Below are 19,654 nucleotides of genomic sequence, written 5' to 3' on the forward strand. Positions count from 1 at the left end.
CGTGCCGTTGTCCCCGGAAGCGCGTTCTCTCGCCGCGCGCTGCGAGCCGCGCGTCAACGAACTGGCGCGGCGCATGGCCAGGGAGGCCTTCGAGGAACTCCCCGGCTACGCGGAGCTGCCGGACGACGTGAAGGACCTGGAGATCGCGGCGACCGCGCGGTACGGCGTACGGCTGTTCCTGCGCCACGTCGGGGACCCGGACACACAGCAGCCCGGAAGGCACCGGCTGTTCCGCGAGAGGGCCGCTCAGCGCGCCGAGGAGGGCATGCCGCTGCACCTCCTGCTGCGCACGCACGCGCTCGGTTCCTACGTCCTGTGGCGGGCGCTGCGCGAAGCGGCGGAGCCCGGCGACGAGGCGGCCCTCGTCGAACTCGTCGACCTCCTGCTGCGGGCCCAGCCCGGAGTCGTCGGATCGGTCGCCGAGACATACCTGGACGAACGGTCCGCCCTTGAGGCCGAACAGCACGCGCAGCGGCGGTCGTTGGTCCGCGGGCTGCTCGACGGGATGGTCCCGCCCGGACACGTGCTCCTCGACCAGCTCCGGCTCACGGGGCCCGCCCACGTGCTCGCACTCGCCACGGACGCGGCTCCTTCGGAGGGGCCCGTCGCGGTGCGCCGCCGACTGCGCCGGCTGCAGAGCGTCCTGGACCGCACCTTCGGTGCGGCCGTGCTCACCCTCCTGGACGGCGACGGGGGACGGGTCGTCGTCCCGGAGGACTGCCCGCCGCCCGCCGACCTGCCGGCCCACCTGAGCCGGGCGAGCGGCCTGCCCGTGCGGGTGGCCGCGGTGCGGGCGGACGGCCCCGAGCTCATACCCGACGCGGCCCGCACCGCGACCGAGGTCCTGCGCATCGCGCGCGCGTGCGGCCTGCCACCGGGCCTGCACCGCCTCGACGACGTCCTGCTCGAGTACCACCTCTCCCGGCGCAACGAGAGCAGCCACCTCATCGCTGCCCTCCTCGACCCTGTAGCCGAGCGGCCGGAGCTCCTGGAGACGCTCCGCACGCATCTGACCCACCAGCAGGACCGCAGGGCCACCGCGGATGCGCTCGGGCTGCACCCGAACACGGTCGACAACCGGCTGGCGAAGATCGCCGAGTGGACCGGCATCGAACTGTCCTCACCGCGCGGCACGGCTCTGGCCATCGCGGCGCTGCTCCTGCGCGACGCGGATCACTGAGCGGGAACGCGGTACTCCAGAGGGCCGCGACACGACAACGGCGGCGCTACAAGCGGCACTACAAGGGACGTCCGTAGGCGCGCAGCGTACGCAGTGCGTCGATGGTCACCATGGGGCGTGCCTCCATGGCGGTCGTCGGCGCCCACTGTCGCCAATTGATCGGCCACCCACCGTCCTCCTGCTGCTCGTTCACCAGATGGTCGAGCGAACGGGCCATCTCCTCGTCGGTGAACCAGGATCGGGCCAGCGACTCGGGCGCCTTGGCGAAGTCGTACGGGAAGTGGTGCTCGTCCGGCGCGTAGCCGGGCGCGACCGGATAGTCCTCCCTACGCTCCGGATCGAGCACCGCGAGCCGCTGCTCGCGCACGAGGCGGCCGAGCCGGTCGGCGGCGACCCGCGCGCGCGGGCGGTCGGGTGCGCTGTCCAGGAAGGCGACCGCGGCCTGGACCTCGTACGGGTGGGATGTCTTCAGGGACTCGACGGCCGACCAGCAGAAGTCGGTGGCCCGGAACAGCCAGGCGTGCCACACCTCGTTGCGGTGCAGCAGACCGACGACGGGCCCGGTGGCCAGCAGCTCGCTCGGCGGGTCGTCCACCACCGGGACGAACGGGGCGCAGGGATAGCCGCGTTGGCTGGGATGCACCGCCGGAAGTGCGCCTTCCGGAGTGGAGACGGCGGTCAGGTAGCGGCACACCCGCTCCACGCGCTGACCCGAGCACCGCCCGATCGAGTCGAGGACGCGCAGCGCGTGCCCAGTGTGCAGGGGCTGGCTGACCGGGCCGCGCAGGTCCGGTTCGAGGGCGTGTCCGTAGCCCTCGTCCTCGTTGCGGTACGCGGCCAGCGCCGTCTCGACGGCGTCGGCCGCCGTGGGTGAGCCGTCCAAAAAGTGATAGGCGAAGCGGCGCTGTTCAAGGACGCGTGCGGTCAGCCAGATGAATGTCTCGGCACGGGAGAGCGGGGAGTGTGCCGGGGGCGACGGGGGGAGTGGGGAAGCTCCGGTTTCGGCCATGCACCGACCGTAGGACGGAAAGCGTTCTCGGTAAGCCTCCCGAGCACGGCTGCACTCTCAGGGGCGGGATACTGGACGCATGCGGTTGACGGTCTTCTGGCAGCGAATGACGGATCATTTCGGATCCGGTTACTCCGACACGTTCGCGCGTGATCATGTGATGGCGGGGCTCGGCGGGCGAACGGTCCAGCAGGCGCTCGACGCGGGCTGGGAGGCCAAGGAAGTCTGGCGTGTCGTGTGCACAGCGATGGATGTACCGGATGAGAAGCGCTGAAGAGTGACGGAACGGGGGCGGCCGACGATTGTCGGCGGCGTGGGCGAGACTGGCAGCGTGCCAGCACCGACAGATGAAACCTTCCAGGTGGCGGACGACGCCGCGCCACCCGGCACCACGCCGCCCGAGCGGCCGCCGGGCTCGGCGCCGACTCCGCGCGCGGGGATGCCGCGCTGGCTGCCGCGTGCCATGGTGCTCGCCCTGGCCTTCATCGCCTGCTACCAGCTGGGCTATTGGGCCTTCCACCAGCTGATCGGGCTGCTGACCAACGTGTTGATCGCGTTCTTCCTGGCGCTCGCCGTGGAGCCCGCGGTCAGCAGAATGGCGGCGCGCGGGCTGCGCCGGGGCTTCGCCACCTTCCTGGTGTTCCTCGCGGTGACGGCCGTGAGTGCGGGTTTCGTCGTGCTTCTCGGGTCGATGCTCGCGGGCCAGATCGTGGACATGTTCGACGACTTCCCGAAGTACCTCGACCAGCTCATCAGCTGGGTCAACGACACGTTCCACACGGATCTCAACAGGGTCGAGGTACAGGACAGCCTGCTGCACTCGGACTGGCTCCAGAAGTACGTCCAGAACAGTGCCACCGGTGTCCTGGACGTCTCCACGCAGGTGCTCGGCGGGCTGTTCCAGCTCCTGACGGTTCTGTTGTTCTCGTTCTACTTCGCCGCCGACGGCCCGCGCCTGCGGCGTGCGCTGTGCTCGGTCCTGCCGCCCGCGAAGCAGACCGAGGTGCTGCGCGCCTGGGAGATCGCCGTCGACAAGACCGGTGGGTATCTCTACTCGCGTGGCCTCATGGCGCTGATCTCCGGGGTCGCGCACTACGTCCTGCTCGCGGCGCTCGGCGTCCCGTACGCGCCCGTGCTCGCCGTATGGGTGGGGCTCGTCTCGCAGTTCATCCCGACCATCGGCACGTACCTGGCGGGCGCCCTGCCGATGCTGATCGCCTTCACCGTGGATCCCTGGTACGCGCTGTGGGTGTTCGTCTTCGTAGTCGTGTACCAGCAGTTCGAGAACTATGTGCTGCAGCCGAAGCTGACCGCGAAGACGGTGGACATCCACCCGGCGGTCGCCTTCGGTTCGGTCATCGCGGGCACCGCGCTCCTGGGGGCCGTCGGCGCCCTGATCTCGATCCCGGCCGTCGCGACGCTGCAGGCGTTCCTGGGCGCGTACGTGAAGCGCTACGACGTCACCGACGACCCGCGCGTGCACGGGCACCGCAGACGCGGGTCGTCTCTCTGGGTGCGGATGCGCCGCGTCGTGAAGGAACCGGACTCCGGGGACCAGTAGCCCGCCTCAGCCAGGCCGACCCCGTGCAGCGGCTTGAGAGCGGCCGTCGAGTGGCAGGCCGCCTCCTGGCACCCAGGTGATGGCCATGAGTGTCAGGCCGAAGGAGAGCCCGAAGGTGATGGGCTGTCAGTGCGCGGCCGACGCGACAAGGCGGCGAAGCGAAGCGTGTCCGGGTGGCCCCCAGGAGGGCTTGCCGCCGGGGCGGCCCTGGTCGCCGGCGTGCCCGATGAGGATGCAGACCAGGGCCTTCATGACGGCCCAGCCGCGGGCGCGGCGCAGGGTGGCGGCGTCGGGGGCCGGCCGGTAGGCGATGTGGAAGCGTTCGGTGGCGCCGTCCGGCAGCAGCAGCCAGGCGGCGGCGAGGTCCCAGGCCGGATCGCCCACGCAGAGGTCACCGAAGTCGATCACGCCGCAGAATGTGCCGTCCGCGGTGAGGAGGTTGGCCGGATGCAGGTCGGCGTGGAGCCACAGTGGCGGGCCCGACCACTCCGGCGCGCCGGCGGCGTCCTCCCAGATCGCGCGAACGGCGTCCGGGTCGGGGATCAGGCCGTGCTCGGTGGCCTCGGAGAGCTGCTGGGCGAATCCCTCGGCATGCTCGGCCAGCGGACCCCCACGATTGCGGCCGGTCGGCGCCCCCTCGGGGGCAGGCTGGTGCAGGGCGGTCAGGAAGGCGGCCAGGATGTCGGCCGACTCGGCGGCGGTGGCGGGGGCCCGGTCGGCGGGCGAGCCCGGTACCCAGGTGGTGACGATCCAGGGGTGGGGAAACCGCTCGGAGGGTTCACTGAGGCGCTGGGGGACAGGGATGGGCAAGGGGAGACGCGGGGCGAGCGCGGGGAGCCAGGCGTGCTCCTTGCGCAGCAGCGCGTCCGCGGAGTCGGTGGCCCAGGGCAACCGGACGGCGAGGTCGTCGCCGAGCCGCCACAGCTGGTTGTCCCACCCCCGGGCGCCGAGTCTCACGGGGCGATCGGCCAGGTCGGGGTGCTGTTCGTGGAGCAGCTCCTGGACCAGCTCGGCGGTGATCTCGATCGAGGTGTGGGTCATGCGGAGCCACGGTAGTCGAGGCGCGCCGACCCGCGTGGTGCGCTTGACACTGAAATCGAACATCCATTCTTATGGAGTGTCCAGAGCCACTTTTCCCAGTGTTTCCAAGGGATTCGGGGAAGGTGGCCGGGCGAGGAGCCTCGAGTTATCCACAGGCGAGACAGGCGTCGAGGCCGATTGTCAGTGGCAGGCGTTAGCGTCTTTGGCGTGAAGCGATCGACTCAAGCAAACCGGGTGGAACCCATGGCAGGAACCGACCGCGAGAAGGCGCTCGACGCCGCGCTCGCACAGATTGAACGGCAATTCGGTAAGGGCGCAGTGATGCGCATGGGCGAGCGGCCGAATGAGCCCATCGAGGTCATCCCCACCGGGTCGACCGCGCTCGACGTCGCGCTCGGCGTCGGCGGTATCCCGCGTGGCCGTGTGGTGGAGGTGTACGGGCCGGAGTCCTCCGGTAAGACGACCTTGACCCTGCACGCAGTGGCCAACGCTCAGAAGGCCGGCGGCCAGGTGGCGTTCATCGACGCCGAGCACGCGCTCGACCCCGAGTACGCGAAGAAGCTCGGCGTCGACATCGACAACCTGATCCTGTCCCAGCCGGACAACGGTGAGCAGGCTCTCGAGATCGTCGACATGCTGGTCCGTTCCGGCGCCCTCGACCTGATCGTCATCGACTCCGTCGCCGCGCTCGTGCCGCGCGCGGAGATCGAGGGCGAGATGGGCGACTCGCACGTGGGTCTGCAGGCTCGCCTGATGAGCCAGGCGCTCCGAAAGATCACCAGCGCGCTCAACCAGTCCAAGACCACCGCGATCTTCATTAACCAGCTGCGCGAGAAGATCGGCGTCATGTTCGGCTCGCCCGAGACCACGACCGGTGGTCGCGCGCTGAAGTTCTACGCCTCGGTGCGTATCGACATCCGTCGTATCGAGACCCTGAAGGACGGCACGGACGCGGTCGGCAACCGCACCCGCGTCAAGGTCGTCAAGAACAAGGTCGCGCCGCCCTTCAAGCAGGCCGAGTTCGACATCCTCTACGGACAGGGCATCTCCCGCGAGGGCGGCCTGATCGACATGGGCGTGGATCACGGCTTCGTCCGCAAGGCCGGCGCCTGGTACACGTACGAGGGCGACCAGCTCGGCCAGGGCAAGGAGAACGCGCGCAACTTCCTGAAGGACAACCCCGACCTGGCCAACGAGATCGAGAAGAAGATCAAGGAGAAGCTGGGCGTCGGCGTCCGTCCGGAGGAGCCGAGCAGCGAGCCGGCCGCGGACGCGGCGGCTGAGGCCGCTCCTGCCGAGGACGCGGCCAAGACGGTGCCCGCGCCCAAGGTGGCCAAGTCCAAGGCCGCGGCGGCCAAGAGCTAATCCGCCGTGACACGACGAACCGACTGGGCCGATGACGACGTACGCTCCGCCGTTCCCGAGGACCGGGGGAGCGGGGGTGGCGGGGCGTACGACGACATGGCGTACGGGGAAGACGTCGAAGCGGGGAGCGGCGCGGTGGACGGGCCGCGCCGAGGTGGACGCAAGCGGGGCGGGGCCGGGCCGCGTGGGCGTCGGCGCCGGGGCGGATTCGGGGATCCGCCCGGTGCCGCACAGGACGACGGCCCCCCTGACTCGTCGAGGGCCGAGCAGGGGGCGCCGTCAGGAGACCCGGCTGAGCGGGCGCGGAACATCTGTCTGCGTCTGCTCACCGGGACTCCGCGCACGCGCAAGCAGTTGGCCGACGCGCTGCGCAAGCGCGAGATCCCCGATGACGTGGCGGACGAGGTGCTCACCCGGTTCGAAGAGGTGGGGCTGATCAACGACAGTGCCTTCGCGGACGCGTGGGTGGAGTCGCGGCACCACGGCCGGGGACTTGCCCGCCGGGCGCTCGCCCGTGAGCTGAGGACCAAGGGCGTGGACTCGACGGTGATCGACGAGGCGGTCGGGCAGCTCGACTCCGAGCGGGAGGAGGAGACCGCGCGCGAACTCGTTGCGCGCAAGCTCCGTTCCACGCGGGGGCTTGAGCGTGACAAGCGGCTGCGCCGGCTCGCGGGGATGCTTGCCCGCAAGGGGTATCCGGAGGGCATGGCGCTGCGGGTGGTGCGGCAGGCGTTGGAGGAAGAGGGGGAGGACACCGAGGACTTGGGGTTCGGGGAGTAACGACTCTCCGGGAGCCGGGAGCGCCGCGTTCGTGCGCCCCCGGACCGCCACGACCTGCGGACGCCCCCGGTTCACCACGGCCTGCGCCCTCAGGCCCCCGTCACCGGCAGTCCCGCCGCCCGCCACGCCTGGAAGCCGCCCACCAGGTCCGTCGCGCGGTGCAGGCCCAGTTGGTGCAGGGAGGCGGCGGCGAGGCTCGACGCATAGCCCTCGTTGCAGACGACCACGACGCGCAGGTCGTGACCGGTGGCCTCCGGAGCGCGGTGGCTGCCACGGGGGTCGAGGCGCCATTCCAGCTCGTTGCGCTCGACCACAAGGGCCCCGGGGATCAGCCCGTCGTACTCCCGCAGCGCCGCGTACCGGATGTCGACCAGGAGCGCCTCGCCACGGGACGCCGCGTCGAAGGCGTCCCGCGCCTCGACCCGGTCGAGACCGGATCGCACCTGCTCGAGAAGCTCGTCGATGCCCACCGGTGATGAAGTGCTCACTGCCAGTCCTCCGGGCGTTCCACCGACTCCAGACGCAGCACCGGGCCGGTGCGGCTGTAGCGCCGGATCCGGGGGAGCGGTGGGTAGTAGGCGTGGACCGAGACGGCGTGCTCGGTGGGGGACTCGTTCAGGACCTCGTGCACGTGGTGGCGGCCGAAGGCGCGTCCCTCACCCACCGTCAAGTGCCGTTCCCTGTCGACGTCTTCGGAGAGTTCCAGGGTCTTCCACCCGTCGGTGGGAAGGCGGGCGGCCAGTGAGTTCTCCGTGAGCGCGCCGCCCGCGGTCAGGAAGGCGCCGACGGACTCGGCGTGGTCGTGCCACCCCGTGCCGGTGCCCGGCGGCCAGCCGATGAGCCAGGCTTCGCTGCCGTCGGGGCCTTCGAGTCGCACCCATGTACGGCCCTCCGGATCGAGCGGCAGAGAGGCGACCAGGTCGCGGTCCTGAGCGACGCGACGGACGAATGCGAGGAGGTCGGCCTGCGTGGGCGCGGCCGACGGCGCCCGGGAGGGAGCCGTAGGGGAATGCGCAGTGGAGTGCGCGAGGGATTGCGTGAAACTGGACACCAGTACCGTCCTGGGAGTTCGCGAGCAGCACGCGCCGCCGAAACGCCGGACGGCGGGCGCGTGTAAGGAAGGGATGCGAATTCAGCAGGAGGGATGACACACGCAGCCCGCGTAGCGGATGAGGTCCATATGGACCCTCCGCCACAGGCGTACATCGGTGTCGACCGTCACGCTCCGGAGTACACCATGGGGGCAGGAGACGGTCAACTCACCGACAAGGTCGGCGAGCGGTTCAGCGGCCGGCGCCGCTCTTTACCGGACCTTTCTCCTCCGCGGGCCTGCCGAGGGCCGAGCGCGCGGCCTCGTAGAGCTCCGCCGGGCGTACGCCGCTCAGTGCCGTGACCAGATGGCCGTCGGGCCGGATCAGCAGCACCGTGTGCGCCGGAGCCTGTGGGTAACGCTCCGCGACAAGCAGCTCTGCCTCGTGGGGGAGCGCCGCGACGGACGCCGCGAGCCGCGGCATCAGACCCGCCGACATCCAGTGCTTGCGCTCCCACACCCCGGTCCCGGGGGCGACGAGGACGACGAGCAGTGGCCCGCGGCCGAGCCGGTCCCGGAGCCGTACGAACGAGCCGTCGGGCGCCGTCACCTCGACGTCGACGATCGGTGAGCCGGGCGCCGTGCCCACCTCCACCTGCGACTCGGAGCGCGCGGGCGCGAGCGGCGAGTCGGCGTACGCCCCCGGCGCGCCGAGCGGCCCGTGCCCCAAGTGACCGTCCGTGAGCAGCGCGTCATGCCCGCGCGCGGCGCCGGGGACGTACGCCCGCAGCCCGCCGCCACCGCGCAGTATCGGCAGCGCCTGGTCCGCGGCGCGCAGCCGTCCGGCCACCACGGCACGGCGCTCGGTCTGGTAGCTGTCGAGCAGCGCGTCGGTGGCGGAGTGCGCCCCGTCGTGCCAGGCGAGGGCCAGCTTCCAGGCGAGGTTGTCGGCGTCGCGCAGCCCCTCGTCCAGGCCCTGGGTGCCGAGCGCGCCCAGCAGGTGCGCCGCGTCCCCCGCGAGGAAGACGCGGCCCACGCGCCAACGGCGGGCGAGCCGGTGGTGGACCGTATGGACTCCGGTGTCGAGCAGTTCGTACGGCGGGGTGGAGCCTCCGCACCAGCCCGCGAGGGTCTCCCGGATGCGGGTCACGAGGACATCCGGGGTGACCAGGTCGCTGCGGGGCGGCAGCAGCCAGTCCAGGCGCCAGACGCCGTCGGCGAGGGGGCGGCCGACGACCTCCGAGCCCGAGCGGCCCGAGGTCCGCCACGGAGGGCTCCGATGGAGCAACGCCTCACCGGGCCACGGAAGTTCCGCGCGCAGTGCGGCGACCGCGTGTCGTTCGACGGCGGTGCGGCCGGGGAAGCGGATGTCGAGGAGTTTGCGGACCGTGGAGCGCGGACCGTCGCAGCCCACGAGGTAACTGCCGCGCCACCATGTGCCCTTGGGGCCGCGGGTGTGTGCGGTCAGGCCCGTCTTCTCTTCCTCGAGCGAGTCGAGGCGGCTGTTGACGGCGACCTTGATGAGCCGCTCGGCGTCGACGGCCCTGCGCAGGGCGTCGGTCAGATCGTGCTGGGCGATGTGCAGCGGCGCGGGCAGCGTTTCGCCGGGCGATACCGGCCCACCGGGTGACCCCGGTCCACCGGATGCGCCCGGCTCACCCTGCGTGTTCTGCTCACCGAAGGTGAGCACACCCATCACTTGCTTGCGGCGCATGGAGCGCCAGCCCGTCCAGTGGGCGCCGATGCCCTCGAACGACGTACCAGCGAGCCGCTCGGCCAGCGCCGCGGTGTCCTCGCGCAGCACCACCGTGCGGGCGGGCCGCTGTTCGTCCTTGCCGGGGCCCTCGTCCAGGATCACGGAGGGTACGCCGTGCCGCGCGAGGGCGAGGGACAGCGCGAGCCCGACGGGACCCGCGCCGACAACGATCACCGGGTCCACGGCGCGGCCCCTCCCGCCCCGAGAGACCCGCCGGGAAGTGTCCCGTGCCAGGGCACGGGCGGCGTACTGGACGTGCAAGGACGGGCAGTTGGAGCGGGGTGCGCGTTCACAGAGCGTATGCAACCCATTGCCGGTGCTTGCGTCAAGTGACGGCGGCAGTGGCGATCACGCCACTGCCGCCGTACAGCTCGGGCCCCGCGCCCGGGGTCGGGTCAACTCCTTGGCGAACCGGGTCCTTCGGATCGGTCATCGCTCGCCGGCCGCTCGACGGGCTCGGCGGCGGCCGAGCCGTGGCCCGCCCCGCCGGGCAGGTCCGCGGCGTCCATCAGGCCACCCTCGCCGACGGGTTCGGCGGCCGCGGCCACCTTGATGCCGGTCTTGGCGCGGCGGCCGCGCCGCTCGATCCAGTTGGCGAGCCCGGACAGGGCCAGACACATCAGGACGTAGATCGTGCCGGTCACGATGAGTACCGGAACGTACGGGTATTCGCCTTCGACCAACGTGTTGTTGGCCAGCTTGCGGGCCGCGTACAGGAGCTCCGCGTACGTGATGATGTAGCCGAGCGAAGTGTCCTTGAGGGTGACCACCAGCTGGCTGATAATCGTCGGCAGCATCGAGCGGATCGCCTGCGGCAGCAGCAGCATGGTCATCACTTGATACTTGCGCAGCCCCAGTGCGTACGCCGCCTCGACCTGGCCGCGCGGCACGGCCTGGAAGCCGGCCCGCAACACCTCCGCCTGTACCGAGCTGTTGTAGACCGTCAGGCCGATCACCAGCGCCCAGAAGGAGTTGTTCTGGCCGACGACGCCCAGGTCGCTCTTGTAGGTGAGGAAAAGAACCCACAGGGCGTAAATGGTGATCAGCAGCGGGATGGCGCGGAACAGCTCGATGAAGCCCGTGGCGAACCAGCGGATCGGCCGGTGCTCCGAGTAACGGGCCACCGCCAGGACGACGCCGAGCACCAGCGAGAGCGCACCCGCGGCGGCGAAGACCTTCAGGGTGGTCAGGATGCCGTCACGGATCGCCACACGAACGTTGGCGTAGTTGAAGATGTCCCACTTGGCCGTGGCGAACTGGTCCTTGGACGCGAGCTGCATGACCACGAAGGCGATGAGACCGGCGACCGCGAGCGTACCGACGACGGTGTAGATCCGGTTGCGCGTGCGGGCCTTGGGGCCCGGGGCGTCGTAGAGAACGCTGGCACTCATCGGGCGACCTCCAGGGTCCTCTCGAGCACCCGGAACAAGATGCTGATGGCGAAGGTGATGACCAGGTAGCCGAGCGCCACCCACAGGAAGACCCAGGCGATCGGGTACCCCTGGTCGCTCAACAGCTTCTGCCAGCCGAACAGTTCGGTGACGCTGAAGGCGCCCGCGATGGCCGAGTTCTTGGTCAGCGCGATGAAGATGGAGCTCAGCGGCGGCAGCACGGTGCGCACCGCCTGCGGCAGGATGACCAGGCCGAGCGTCTGGAAGAACGACATGCCGATCGAGCGCGCCGCCTCGGCCTGCCCGAGCGGCACGGTGCTGATGCCGGAGCGCACCGCCTCGCAGACGAACGACGAGGTGTAGCAGCTCAGCACGATCAGGGCCTTGACCCACGGGCTGAAGCCGAAGTCGAGGACCTGGGGCACCGCGAACCAGATGACGAGGAACAGCAGCGTCAGCGGGGTGTTGCGGAACAGCGTGACCCAGGCGGTGCCGAAGTACCGCAGGGGCGGTACGGGCGAGACCCGGAAACCGGCGAGGACCGTGCCGAGCAGCATCGCGAGGAGGCCACTGGCCAGGGTCAGGCCTATGGTGCCGAGGAATCCCTCGCGGAATTCCGAAAGGTGGTCGAGCAGTACATTCACGGGGAGTTCCTCGTGGGGCGGCAGCGGTCGGGCAGGGGGAGCCGCGCCCCGTACGCCGTCACGGACGTCGTGCTCGGCGTGACGGCGTACAGGGGCACGGTCAACTCACTGCCTGCGAGTGACAGGCGGCTGGACGCTCAGGAGCGTGAACGCTCAGTAGCGCTCCAGGGCCGGCGGCTCCACGTAGTCGGAGCCCGAGAGGCCGAGCGTCGCGTCGTAGGCCTTCTTGTAGTCGCCGTTCTTCTGGTGCGCCTCGATGGCGTCCGCGACCGCGTCACGCAGGGCCTTGTCGTTCTTGGCCATGCCGACGCCGTAGGGCTCCTTGGTGAAGGGCTTGCCGACGACCTTCAGCTTCTTCGGGTTCTGCGCCGCGTAGCCCTTCAGGATCGCGTCGTCGGTGGTGACGGCGTCGACCTCGTTGTTGAGCAGCTGCTGCACGCACTCCGAGTACTTCGCCAGCTCGACGGTCTCGGCACCGTACTTGGGCTTCTTGATCTCCTGCAGCGGGGTCGAGCCCTTGATGGAGCAGACCTTCTTGCCCTTCAGGGAGGTCGGGCCCGTGATGCCCTTCTCGTCACTGCGGATCAGGAGGTCGGCGCCGGCCATCAGGTACGGGCCCGCGAAGCCGACCTGCTTCTTGCGCTCGTCATTGATCGTGTACGTGCCTACGTAGAGGTCGACATCGCCCTTGGAGATGGTGGTCTCGCGGACACCGGAGTCGATCGTCTTGAACGTGATCTGGTCGGCCTTGAAGCCGAGGTCCGCCGCGACCATCTTGGCGATCTCGATGTCGAAGCCGGAGCGCTTGCCGCCGGAGTCCTGGAAGCCCAGGTACGGCTGGTCGTCCTTGGAACCAATGACGATCTTGCCGGCCTTCTGGGCCTTCTCCAGGGTCGCGGAGTCGACCTTCACATCGCTCTTCACCGCGTACGTGGGCAGCTTGGGCTGGTTCTTGCCACCCGAGGCCCCGGCGGGCTTGTCGCCGGCGTTGCCGGACTCGCCGCCACAGGCGGTGGCGGTGAGCGCGAGCGCGGCGACGGCGGCAGCCGCTGCGGCGGACTTACGGAGCTTCATGGTGAACATCCTTCGTGTCGGCAGATTCGGCAGTAGGGAATGAGGCAACACGCGCACGCGGGGCCCCAGTTGGGGGCCCGCGCGGGGCGCGCGTCTAGTGGTGCAGGATCTTCGACAGGAAGTCCTTGGCCCGGTCGCTGCGCGGATTGCTGAAGAACTGGTCGGGGACGGCCTCCTCGACGATCCGGCCGTCCGCCATGAAGACGACGCGGTTGGCCGCGGAGCGGGCGAAGCCCATCTCGTGCGTGACCACCACCATCGTCATGCCGTCCCGTGCGAGCTGTTGCATCACTTCCAGGACCTCGTTGATCATCTCCGGGTCGAGCGCCGACGTCGGCTCGTCGAAGAGCATCACCTTCGGGTCCATCGCCAGCGCCCGTGCGATGGCGACGCGTTGCTGCTGGCCGCCGGAGAGCTGTGCGGGGTACTTGTCGGCCTGCGCGGCGACGCCGACCCGGTCGAGGAGCGCACGCGCCTTGTCCTCGGCCGCCTTCTTGTCCGTCTTGCGGACCTTGACCTGCCCCAGCGTCACGTTCTCCAGCACCGTCTTGTGCGCGAAGAGGTTGAAGGACTGGAAGACCATCCCCACGTCCGCGCGCAGGCGTGCCAGTTCCTTGCCCTCCTGGGGCAGCGGCTTGCCATCGATCGCGATGTCGCCGGAATCGACGGTCTCCAGACGGTTGATCGTGCGGCACAGCGTCGACTTGCCGGAGCCAGACGGGCCGATGACGACGACGACCTCACCTCGCGCGATGGTCAGGTCGATGTCCTGGAGCACGTGCAACGCGCCGAAGTGCTTGTTGACTCGGCTCAGTGCGACCAGTGCGTCGCCCGCAGGGGGAGTGGCGTCCTTGGTCACCGAAACTTCGGTCATCGGGGTCTTGCTCCGTCCTCCTCGGTTGGGAGGACAGTAGTAACCCCGTACGACCAGCGTCATTACATCTGAGGGGAAATTGAGCATAACGATCCGGCCGCAACCGGACACTATGCGTGAAGGGGGCGCGGGGCGCTCATACCGGCTGCATAACGGAACACGGCCGTAACCGGAAGGCTCTTGACGTCGTCCTTACTTTTCGGAGTGGATGCCTTGATGAACCGCACGGGAGAGGTGAGGGGGCGTAATGAGACTGCTTCTCGTCGAGGACGACGACCACGTGGCCGGTGCCCTTTCGGCGGTCCTTTCCCGGCACGGCTTCGAGGTCCAGCACGCGCGCAGCGGTGAAGAGGCCCTGCAGGCGCTGGTGCCCGAGGCGGACGCCTTCGGTGTCGTGCTGCTCGACCTGGGCCTGCCCGACCTGGACGGCTACGAGGTGTGCGGCAGGATCCGCAAGCGCACCACGACGCCCGTGATCATGGTGACCGCGCGCGCGGACGTACGGTCACGCATCCATGGGCTCAACCTCGGTGCGGACGACTACGTAGTGAAGCCGTACGACATAGGAGAGCTGCTCGCCCGCATCCATGCGGTGAGCCGCCGTACGGTGCAGGAGGAACCCGCCGCCGCCGTCGACCACGAGGTGCAGTTCGGGGACGTCAGCATCGATCTGCCCACCCGTAAGGTCGCGGTCGCGGGAGAGGTGGTTCAACTCACCCGCAAGGAGTTCGACTTGCTCGCCCTCCTGGCGCAGCGTCCGGGCGTCGTCTTCCGTAGGGAGCAGATCATCAGCGAGGTGTGGCGGACCAGCTGGGAGGGCACGGGGCGCACCCTGGAGGTGCATGTCGCCTCGCTGCGCTCCAAGTTGCGCATGCCCACGCTCATCGAGACCGTGCGGGGAGTCGGTTACCGGCTCGTCGCCCCGGCCGCGTAACAGAAGCCGTAGAGTCCTGGCGTGCGAGCCCGCCTGCTTCCCCTGCTCATCGTCCTCATGGCGGGCGTGCTGCTCGCACTCGGTTTTCCGCTGGCCGTGAGCGTGGCCTCCGCCCAGCAGCAGAAGGTGGTCGTCGACCGCATCGACGACACCGCGCGCTTCGCTTCCCTCGCACAGTTCGTGACCACGCGCCCGGACAAGGCGAGCAAGGGCGAGAAGCTGGTGAGCGACGAGCGACAGCAGACGCTGCGCACCGAACTCGCCCGCTACCACGAGGTGTACGGAATCAAGGCGGGCGTCTTCTACCGGGACGAGGAGCCCATGGGGCGCGCGCCCCACGACTTCCGGGTGCCGCCGCCGGGCTCCGACGGTGTGCTGCGCGCCGCGTTCGACGAGGCGCTGTACTCGCGCGGCAGCCACGATCCGCCGCAGGTGTGGCCGTGGCAGCAGGGCCGGCTCGTCGTCGCGTCGCCCGTCATCCGGGACGGTGATGTCGTCGCGGTCGTGGTCACCGAGTCGCCGACCGGCGCGATGCGGAGCAAGACACTGCGTGGCTGGCTGGTCATCGGAGCCGGCGAGGTGGCCGCGATGCTGCTCTCCGTGGGCGCCGCACTGCGGCTGACCGGCTGGGTGCTCCGCCCTGTACGGGTCCTGGACGCGACGACCCACGACATCGCCACGGGGCGACTGAAGTCGCGGGTCGCGGCGGCCGGCGGCCCGCCGGAACTCCGGCGCCTGGCTCGGTCGTTCAATGAGATGGCGGACAACGTCGAGGACGTGCTCGAGCAGCAGCGCGCCTTCGTCGCCGACGCCTCGCACCAACTGCGCAACCCGCTCGCCGCCCTGATGCTGCGCATCGACGTACTGGCGCTCGAACTGCCGGAGGGGAACGAGGAGATCGGGTCGGTGAAGACCGAGGGCAAGCGCCTCGGCCGGGTCCTCGACGACCTGCTCGACCTGGCCCTGGCCGAGCACGCCGCCGCGGATCTTCAGCTCACCGACATCGGCGAGCTGGCCGCCGAGCGGGTGGAGGCCTGGCGCCCGCTGGCGGACGAGAAGGGCGTACGACTCGTGGCCAACTGCCCCGCGGTGACGGGCTGGGCCGACCCGGTAGCGCTGTCCAGCGCCCTGGACGCGGTGGTGGACAACGCCCTGAAGTTCACGCCCGAGGGTGAGCAGGTGACCGTCACGGCCGAGGCCACCGGCGACGCGACGGTGATCGAGGTCGCGGACGGCGGGCCGGGCCTGAGCGAGGAGGAACTCGCCCGGATCGGTGACCGGTTCTGGCGCAGTGGACGGCACCAGAACATCAAGGGCTCGGGCCTCGGCCTGTCCATCTCGCGGGCGCTGCTGACGGCGGGCGGCGGCTCCCTCGGATACGCGCGGCGGGAACCGCACGGCCTGGAGGTGACGCTGCGGGTGCCCAGGACGGCGCCGGTGCCGGTCCAGGGGGTCGCGGAGGCGGGCGACGGGGCCAGCCGCGGGGAGAACGGTTCAGGCCGGGAGACGGCCGCTCAGGGCTTGACCGAGCGGTAGTAGCGGCGCGCGCCCTCGTGGAGCGTGAGCGGGTTCGTGTAGACGGCCGTTCTGAGGTCGACGAGCTGGGCCGCGTGCACCTGCGCCCCGATGTGGTCGCGGCTGTCGATGACGGTACGGGTGACCGCCTCGGTCAGCTCCGGGTCCACCCGGTCGGTCGTCACCAGCAGGTTCGAAACCGCCAACGTGTTGACGGGCGCGCCTTGTTGGGCCGCCGGGTAGGCGTCGGCGGGCATCACGGCGGCCCGGTAGTAGCGCGAGTAGCCGCCCATGGCGTGCAGTTTGTCGACCAGCGAGCCGAGTTCGACGAGCCGGATGGGGGCCTCCTCGGACAGGTTCCGTACGTGGTTGGTGGGCAGGCCCCCGGACCAGAAGAACGCGTCGATCTCGCCCGACTCCAGGGCGCGCGGCATGGCGTCTATGCCGATGCCCACCTCGGTGACGTCCTTGCGGACGTCGAGCCCCGCCGCCTTCAGGATCCGCTCGGCGATCAGCCGCACCCCCGAGCTCCGACCGCCCACCGCCACCTTCATGCCGCGCAGGTCGGCGACCTTGCGCACGGATGAGGACCGCTTCACGACGAGCTGCATGTAGTCGTCGTAGAGGCGGGCGCAGCCGCGCAGCCGGTCCGCGCCGGGCTGGCCCTCGGACTGGTACTTGGCGACCGCGTCAGCCGCGGCGATGGTGAAGTCCGCCTTTCCGGTGGCCACGCGCTGCACGTTCTCCCAGGAGCCCTGGCTGCCGGTGAGGGTGACGCCCAGGTCGGGCAGGTCGCGGTCCACGGCACGCTTGAGGAGCTTGCCGTACCTCTCGTAGACGCCCGTGCGCGCGCCGGTACTGAAGGTCACCTGGCCCCGGGGTGACTGCTCACCGAACGGAAGCAGCCACCACAACAGCAGGCCGAACACCACGAGTCCGGCCACGGAACCCATGAGGGCGCTGCGGCGGGTCACGCGGAGGGGCGGCTGCGGCATGGCGTGATCCTGCCAGCTGGGGGCGCGCGGTGGCCAGGTTCGGAACGTCCCCTTGTGGTCACGTTCGGTGACGTCGTTGCCACGGCGTCGGGAGGACGAGGACGGCGCCACAGAACCACTCCGGGAACCCCATACCCTTGTTGTCATGAGCAGCAGCGACCCGCGTCCGGCCGTGGACGACCGTTCACCCGAGCACCCGAAGACCTACGAAGTGCGCACCTACGGGTGCCAGATGAACGTCCACGACTCCGAGCGCCTGTCGGGTCTCCTGGAAGGCGCGGGTTATGTGCGTGCCCCCGAGGGCTCCGACGGCGACGCCGACGTCGTGGTCTTCAACACGTGCGCGGTGCGGGAGAACGCTGACAACAAGCTCTACGGCAACCTCGGCCACCTCGCCCCCAAGAAGGCGGAGCGTCCGGGCATGCAGATCGCCGTGGGCGGCTGCCTCGCCCAGAAGGACCGCGACACCATCGTGAAGAAGGCGCCCTGGGTGGACGTCGTCTTCGGCACGCACAACATCGGCAAGCTGCCCGTCCTCCTGGAGCGCGCCCGCGTCCAGGAGGACGCCCAGGTCGAGATCGCCGAGTCCCTGGAGGCGTTCCCCTCCACGCTGCCCACCCGCCGCGAGAGCGCGTACGCGGCCTGGGTCTCCATCTCGGTCGGCTGCAACAACACCTGCACCTTCTGCATCGTCCCGGCGCTGCGCGGCAAGGAGAAGGACCGCAGGACCGGCGACATCCTCGCGGAGATCGAGGCCCTGGTCGGCGAGGGCGTCTCCGAGATCACGCTGCTCGGCCAGAACGTCAACGCCTACGGGAGCGACATCGGCGACCGCGAGGCCTTCAGCAAGCTGCTGCGCGCGTGTGGTGGCATCGAGGGCCTGGAGCGCGTGCGCTTCACGTCCCCGCACCCGCGCGACTTCACGGACGACGTGATCGCCGCCATGGCCGAGACCCCGAACGTGATGCCGCAGCTGCACATGCCGCTGCAGTCCGGCTCGGACACGGTCCTGAAGGCGATGCGCCGCTCGTACCGTCAGGAGCGGTTCCTGAACATCATCGAGAAGGTCCGCGAGGCCATGCCGCACGCGGCCATCACGACCGACATCATCGTGGGCTTCCCCGGCGAGACCGAGGAGGACTTCGAGCAGACGATGCACGTCGTGCGCGAGGCCCGCTTCGCGCAGGCCTTCACCTTCCAGTACTCCAAGCGCCCGGGGACCCCGGCCGCGACCATGGAGGGCCAGATCCCCAAGAAGGTCGTGCAGGCCCGCTACGAGCGCCTCGTCGCCCTCCAGGAGGAGATCTCCTGGGAGGAGAACAAGAAGCAGATCGGCCGCACCGTGGATCTCATGGTCGCCGAGGGCGAGGGCCGCAAGAACGGCGCCACCCACCGCCTCTCCGGCCGCGCCCCCGACAACCGCCTCGTGCACTTCACCAAGCCCGAGGCCGAGGTGCGCCCCGGCGACGTAGTGACCGTCGAGATCACGTACGCCGCCCCGCACCACCTGCTCGCCGAGGGCGACGTCCTGAACGTGCGCCGCACGCGCGCGGGTGACGCGTGGGAAAAGCGCAACCAGGAGGAGCAGGACAAGAAGCAGGGCGTGCTGCTCGGCCTCCCCAAGATCGGCGTTCCCGAGCCGCTGCCCGCGGTGACCGGCGGCTGCGCCGTCGACTGACCGGCCTCGCCTCCTCGGGGAGTGCGGCCGACTTTCCGGTGCACGGTGGGCGCGCAGTAGGCTGCCGATCATGCTTGTCGCCGCTGCCGCCTGCCCGTGCCCGCCCCTGCTCGTGCCCGACGTCGCCGCGGGCGCGGCCCCGGAACTGGACGCCGCGCGCGCGGCCAGTGACGAGGCGATCGCGGCGCTGCTCGCGGCGGAGCCCGACCTGGTGTGGGTCATCGGCGAGGGCCCGCGCACGGGCATCCACGAGCCGGGCGCCCGCGGCTCCTTCCGCCCCTTCGGAGTCGACCTCGATGTGCACCTGGGCGCGGCGCCGTCCGAGCCCGTCGAGGCGACGCTCCCGCCGTCCCTCTCCGTAGGCGCGTGGCTGCTCGCGCGCGCGGGATGGACCGGTGCGGTGCGCGGCTACGAGGTGGCGGGCGACGGCTCGGCGTCCGCCCAAGCCGACGGTGCGTTCCACCTCGCCGAGGGCAGGACCGGAGCGGAGCGCGTCGCGTTCCTCGTCATGGGCGACGGCACGGCCTGCCGCACGCTGAAGGCCCCCGGCTACCTGGACGAGCGCGCCGAGGGCGTGGACGCGGCCATCGCCGCGGCACTGCGCGACCTCGACGTCGACGGCACGCTCGCGAACCTCGACGCCGACCTCGCCCGCGAACTGAAGATCTCCGGACGCGCCCCGTGGCAGCTCCTCAGCGCCGCCTGGGACAAGCGGGAGGGCACGGGCCGTCTCCTGTACGAGGACGCTCCCTACGGAGTGGGCTACTTCGTGGCGTCCTGGACCTAGCGCGAAACGCCCCCACAGACGGCGACGGCCGCGAAACCCA

The 19,654-nt window shown here is 70.3% G+C and carries 20 protein-coding genes; 9 read left to right on the forward strand and 11 right to left on the reverse strand.

The genetic code is table 11. The annotated features are described in order from the left end of the window. The first annotated feature begins 1 nt into the window (after nucleotide 1). On the forward strand, nucleotides 2–1,180 hold the full coding sequence (locus tag OHA73_RS31260; RefSeq protein ID WP_327656682.1) for a PucR family transcriptional regulator: 1,179 nt from the start codon (nucleotides 2–4) through the stop codon (nucleotides 1,178–1,180). A gap of 58 nt (nucleotides 1,181–1,238) precedes the next feature. Here the strand turns inward: OHA73_RS31260 and OHA73_RS31265 are convergent, their stop codons facing one another. Beyond that, nucleotides 1,239–2,189, reverse strand: coding sequence for a hypothetical protein (locus OHA73_RS31265; protein WP_327656683.1), 951 nt, complete (start codon nucleotides 2,187–2,189; stop codon nucleotides 1,239–1,241). A 79-nt stretch (nucleotides 2,190–2,268) separates the two neighbouring features. Between OHA73_RS31265 and OHA73_RS31270 the strand changes: the two genes are divergently transcribed. Both OHA73_RS31270 and OHA73_RS31275 read left to right on the forward strand, forming a co-directional pair. Then, complete coding sequence (locus OHA73_RS31270; protein WP_266714919.1) at nucleotides 2,269–2,463, forward strand: DUF3046 domain-containing protein; 195 nt, start codon at nucleotides 2,269–2,271, stop codon at nucleotides 2,461–2,463. A 165-nt stretch (nucleotides 2,464–2,628) separates the two neighbouring features. Next, nucleotides 2,629–3,750 carry an AI-2E family transporter gene (locus tag OHA73_RS31275; protein WP_327658554.1) on the forward strand — a complete coding sequence of 374 codons (1,122 nt, stop codon included), beginning with the start codon at nucleotides 2,629–2,631 and terminating at the stop codon, nucleotides 3,748–3,750. Nucleotides 3,751–3,876: 126 nt separating this feature from the next. Here OHA73_RS31275 and OHA73_RS31280 read toward each other — a convergent pair whose 3' ends face one another. Beyond that, nucleotides 3,877–4,791 carry an aminoglycoside phosphotransferase family protein gene (locus tag OHA73_RS31280; protein ID WP_327656684.1) on the reverse strand — a complete coding sequence of 305 codons (915 nt, stop codon included), beginning with the start codon at nucleotides 4,789–4,791 and terminating at the stop codon, nucleotides 3,877–3,879. 243 nt (nucleotides 4,792–5,034) lie between these two features. On the opposite strand from OHA73_RS31280, the gene recA reads away from it, so the two are divergent. Both recA and recX read left to right on the forward strand, forming a co-directional pair. After that, entirely contained in the window at nucleotides 5,035–6,156 is a 1,122-nt protein-coding gene (gene recA, locus OHA73_RS31285; RefSeq protein ID WP_267068951.1) for a recombinase RecA, read from the forward strand. Between the two features lie 6 nt (nucleotides 6,157–6,162). Beyond that, a complete protein-coding gene (recX, locus tag OHA73_RS31290; protein WP_266714923.1) occupies nucleotides 6,163–6,936 on the forward strand; it encodes a recombination regulator RecX in 774 nt (257 codons plus the stop codon). An 89-nt stretch (nucleotides 6,937–7,025) separates the two neighbouring features. Here the strand turns inward: recX and OHA73_RS31295 are convergent, their stop codons facing one another. From OHA73_RS31295 to OHA73_RS31325, 8 genes are all read right to left on the reverse strand, one after another. Beyond that, complete coding sequence (locus tag OHA73_RS31295; RefSeq protein WP_327656685.1) at nucleotides 7,026–7,424, reverse strand: rhodanese-like domain-containing protein; 399 nt, start codon at nucleotides 7,422–7,424, stop codon at nucleotides 7,026–7,028. After that, on the reverse strand, nucleotides 7,421–7,987 hold the full coding sequence (locus tag OHA73_RS31300; RefSeq protein WP_266714925.1) for a cysteine dioxygenase: 567 nt from the start codon (nucleotides 7,985–7,987) through the stop codon (nucleotides 7,421–7,423). Before OHA73_RS31300 ends, OHA73_RS31295 begins: the two co-directional genes overlap by 4 nt. Nucleotides 7,988–8,068: 81 nt before the next feature. After that, nucleotides 8,069–8,158, reverse strand: coding sequence for a putative leader peptide (locus tag OHA73_RS45810; protein WP_323187227.1), 90 nt, complete (start codon nucleotides 8,156–8,158; stop codon nucleotides 8,069–8,071). A 61-nt stretch (nucleotides 8,159–8,219) separates the two neighbouring features. Further along, the gene (locus OHA73_RS31305; protein WP_267068948.1) at nucleotides 8,220–9,905 is read right to left on the reverse strand and encodes an FAD-dependent monooxygenase; all 1,686 of its coding nucleotides are present in this window, start codon (nucleotides 9,903–9,905) and stop codon (nucleotides 8,220–8,222) included. 212 nt (nucleotides 9,906–10,117) lie between these two features. Then, a complete protein-coding gene (locus tag OHA73_RS31310; RefSeq protein WP_266714927.1) occupies nucleotides 10,118–11,113 on the reverse strand; it encodes an amino acid ABC transporter permease in 996 nt (331 codons plus the stop codon). Beyond that, nucleotides 11,110–11,757: an amino acid ABC transporter permease gene (locus OHA73_RS31315; RefSeq protein ID WP_266714928.1), complete on the reverse strand. Its 648-nt coding sequence runs from the start codon at nucleotides 11,755–11,757 to the stop codon at nucleotides 11,110–11,112. Before OHA73_RS31315 ends, OHA73_RS31310 begins: the two co-directional genes overlap by 4 nt. Before the next feature lie 153 nt (nucleotides 11,758–11,910). Further along, nucleotides 11,911–12,831, reverse strand: a complete 921-nt coding sequence (locus OHA73_RS31320) for a glutamate ABC transporter substrate-binding protein (RefSeq protein WP_266714929.1) — start codon at nucleotides 12,829–12,831, stop codon at nucleotides 11,911–11,913. Nucleotides 12,832–12,925: 94 nt separating this feature from the next. Next, entirely contained in the window at nucleotides 12,926–13,705 is a 780-nt protein-coding gene (locus OHA73_RS31325) for an amino acid ABC transporter ATP-binding protein (protein ID WP_327656686.1), read from the reverse strand. A 247-nt stretch (nucleotides 13,706–13,952) separates the two neighbouring features. Between OHA73_RS31325 and OHA73_RS31330 the strand changes: the two genes are divergently transcribed. Both OHA73_RS31330 and OHA73_RS31335 read left to right on the forward strand, forming a co-directional pair. Continuing rightward, nucleotides 13,953–14,639 (forward strand): response regulator transcription factor, encoded by a 687-nt coding sequence (locus OHA73_RS31330; RefSeq protein ID WP_266714931.1) that lies wholly within the window; start codon nucleotides 13,953–13,955, stop codon nucleotides 14,637–14,639. 21 nt (nucleotides 14,640–14,660) lie between these two features. Further along, complete coding sequence (locus OHA73_RS31335) at nucleotides 14,661–16,175, forward strand: sensor histidine kinase (RefSeq protein WP_327656687.1); 1,515 nt, start codon at nucleotides 14,661–14,663, stop codon at nucleotides 16,173–16,175. Here the strand turns inward: OHA73_RS31335 and OHA73_RS31340 are convergent. Further along, on the reverse strand, nucleotides 16,154–17,149 hold the full coding sequence (locus OHA73_RS31340; RefSeq protein WP_266714933.1) for a TAXI family TRAP transporter solute-binding subunit: 996 nt from the start codon (nucleotides 17,147–17,149) through the stop codon (nucleotides 16,154–16,156). The genes OHA73_RS31335 and OHA73_RS31340 overlap by 22 nt on opposite strands. 145 nt (nucleotides 17,150–17,294) lie before the next feature. On the opposite strand from OHA73_RS31340, the gene miaB reads away from it, so the two are divergent. Together miaB and OHA73_RS31350 are read left to right on the forward strand one after the other, a co-directional pair. After that, complete coding sequence (gene miaB / locus OHA73_RS31345; protein ID WP_266714934.1) at nucleotides 17,295–18,827, forward strand: tRNA (N6-isopentenyl adenosine(37)-C2)-methylthiotransferase MiaB; 1,533 nt, start codon at nucleotides 17,295–17,297, stop codon at nucleotides 18,825–18,827. A gap of 70 nt (nucleotides 18,828–18,897) precedes the next feature. After that, nucleotides 18,898–19,614 carry a class III extradiol dioxygenase subunit B-like domain-containing protein gene (locus OHA73_RS31350; RefSeq protein ID WP_266714935.1) on the forward strand — a complete coding sequence of 239 codons (717 nt, stop codon included), beginning with the start codon at nucleotides 18,898–18,900 and terminating at the stop codon, nucleotides 19,612–19,614. Nucleotides 19,615–19,654 lie beyond the last annotated feature (40 nt).

The sequence above is a fragment of the Streptomyces sp. NBC_00483 genome (assembly GCF_036013745.1).
Taxonomy (GTDB): Bacteria; Actinomycetota; Actinomycetes; order Streptomycetales; family Streptomycetaceae; genus Streptomyces.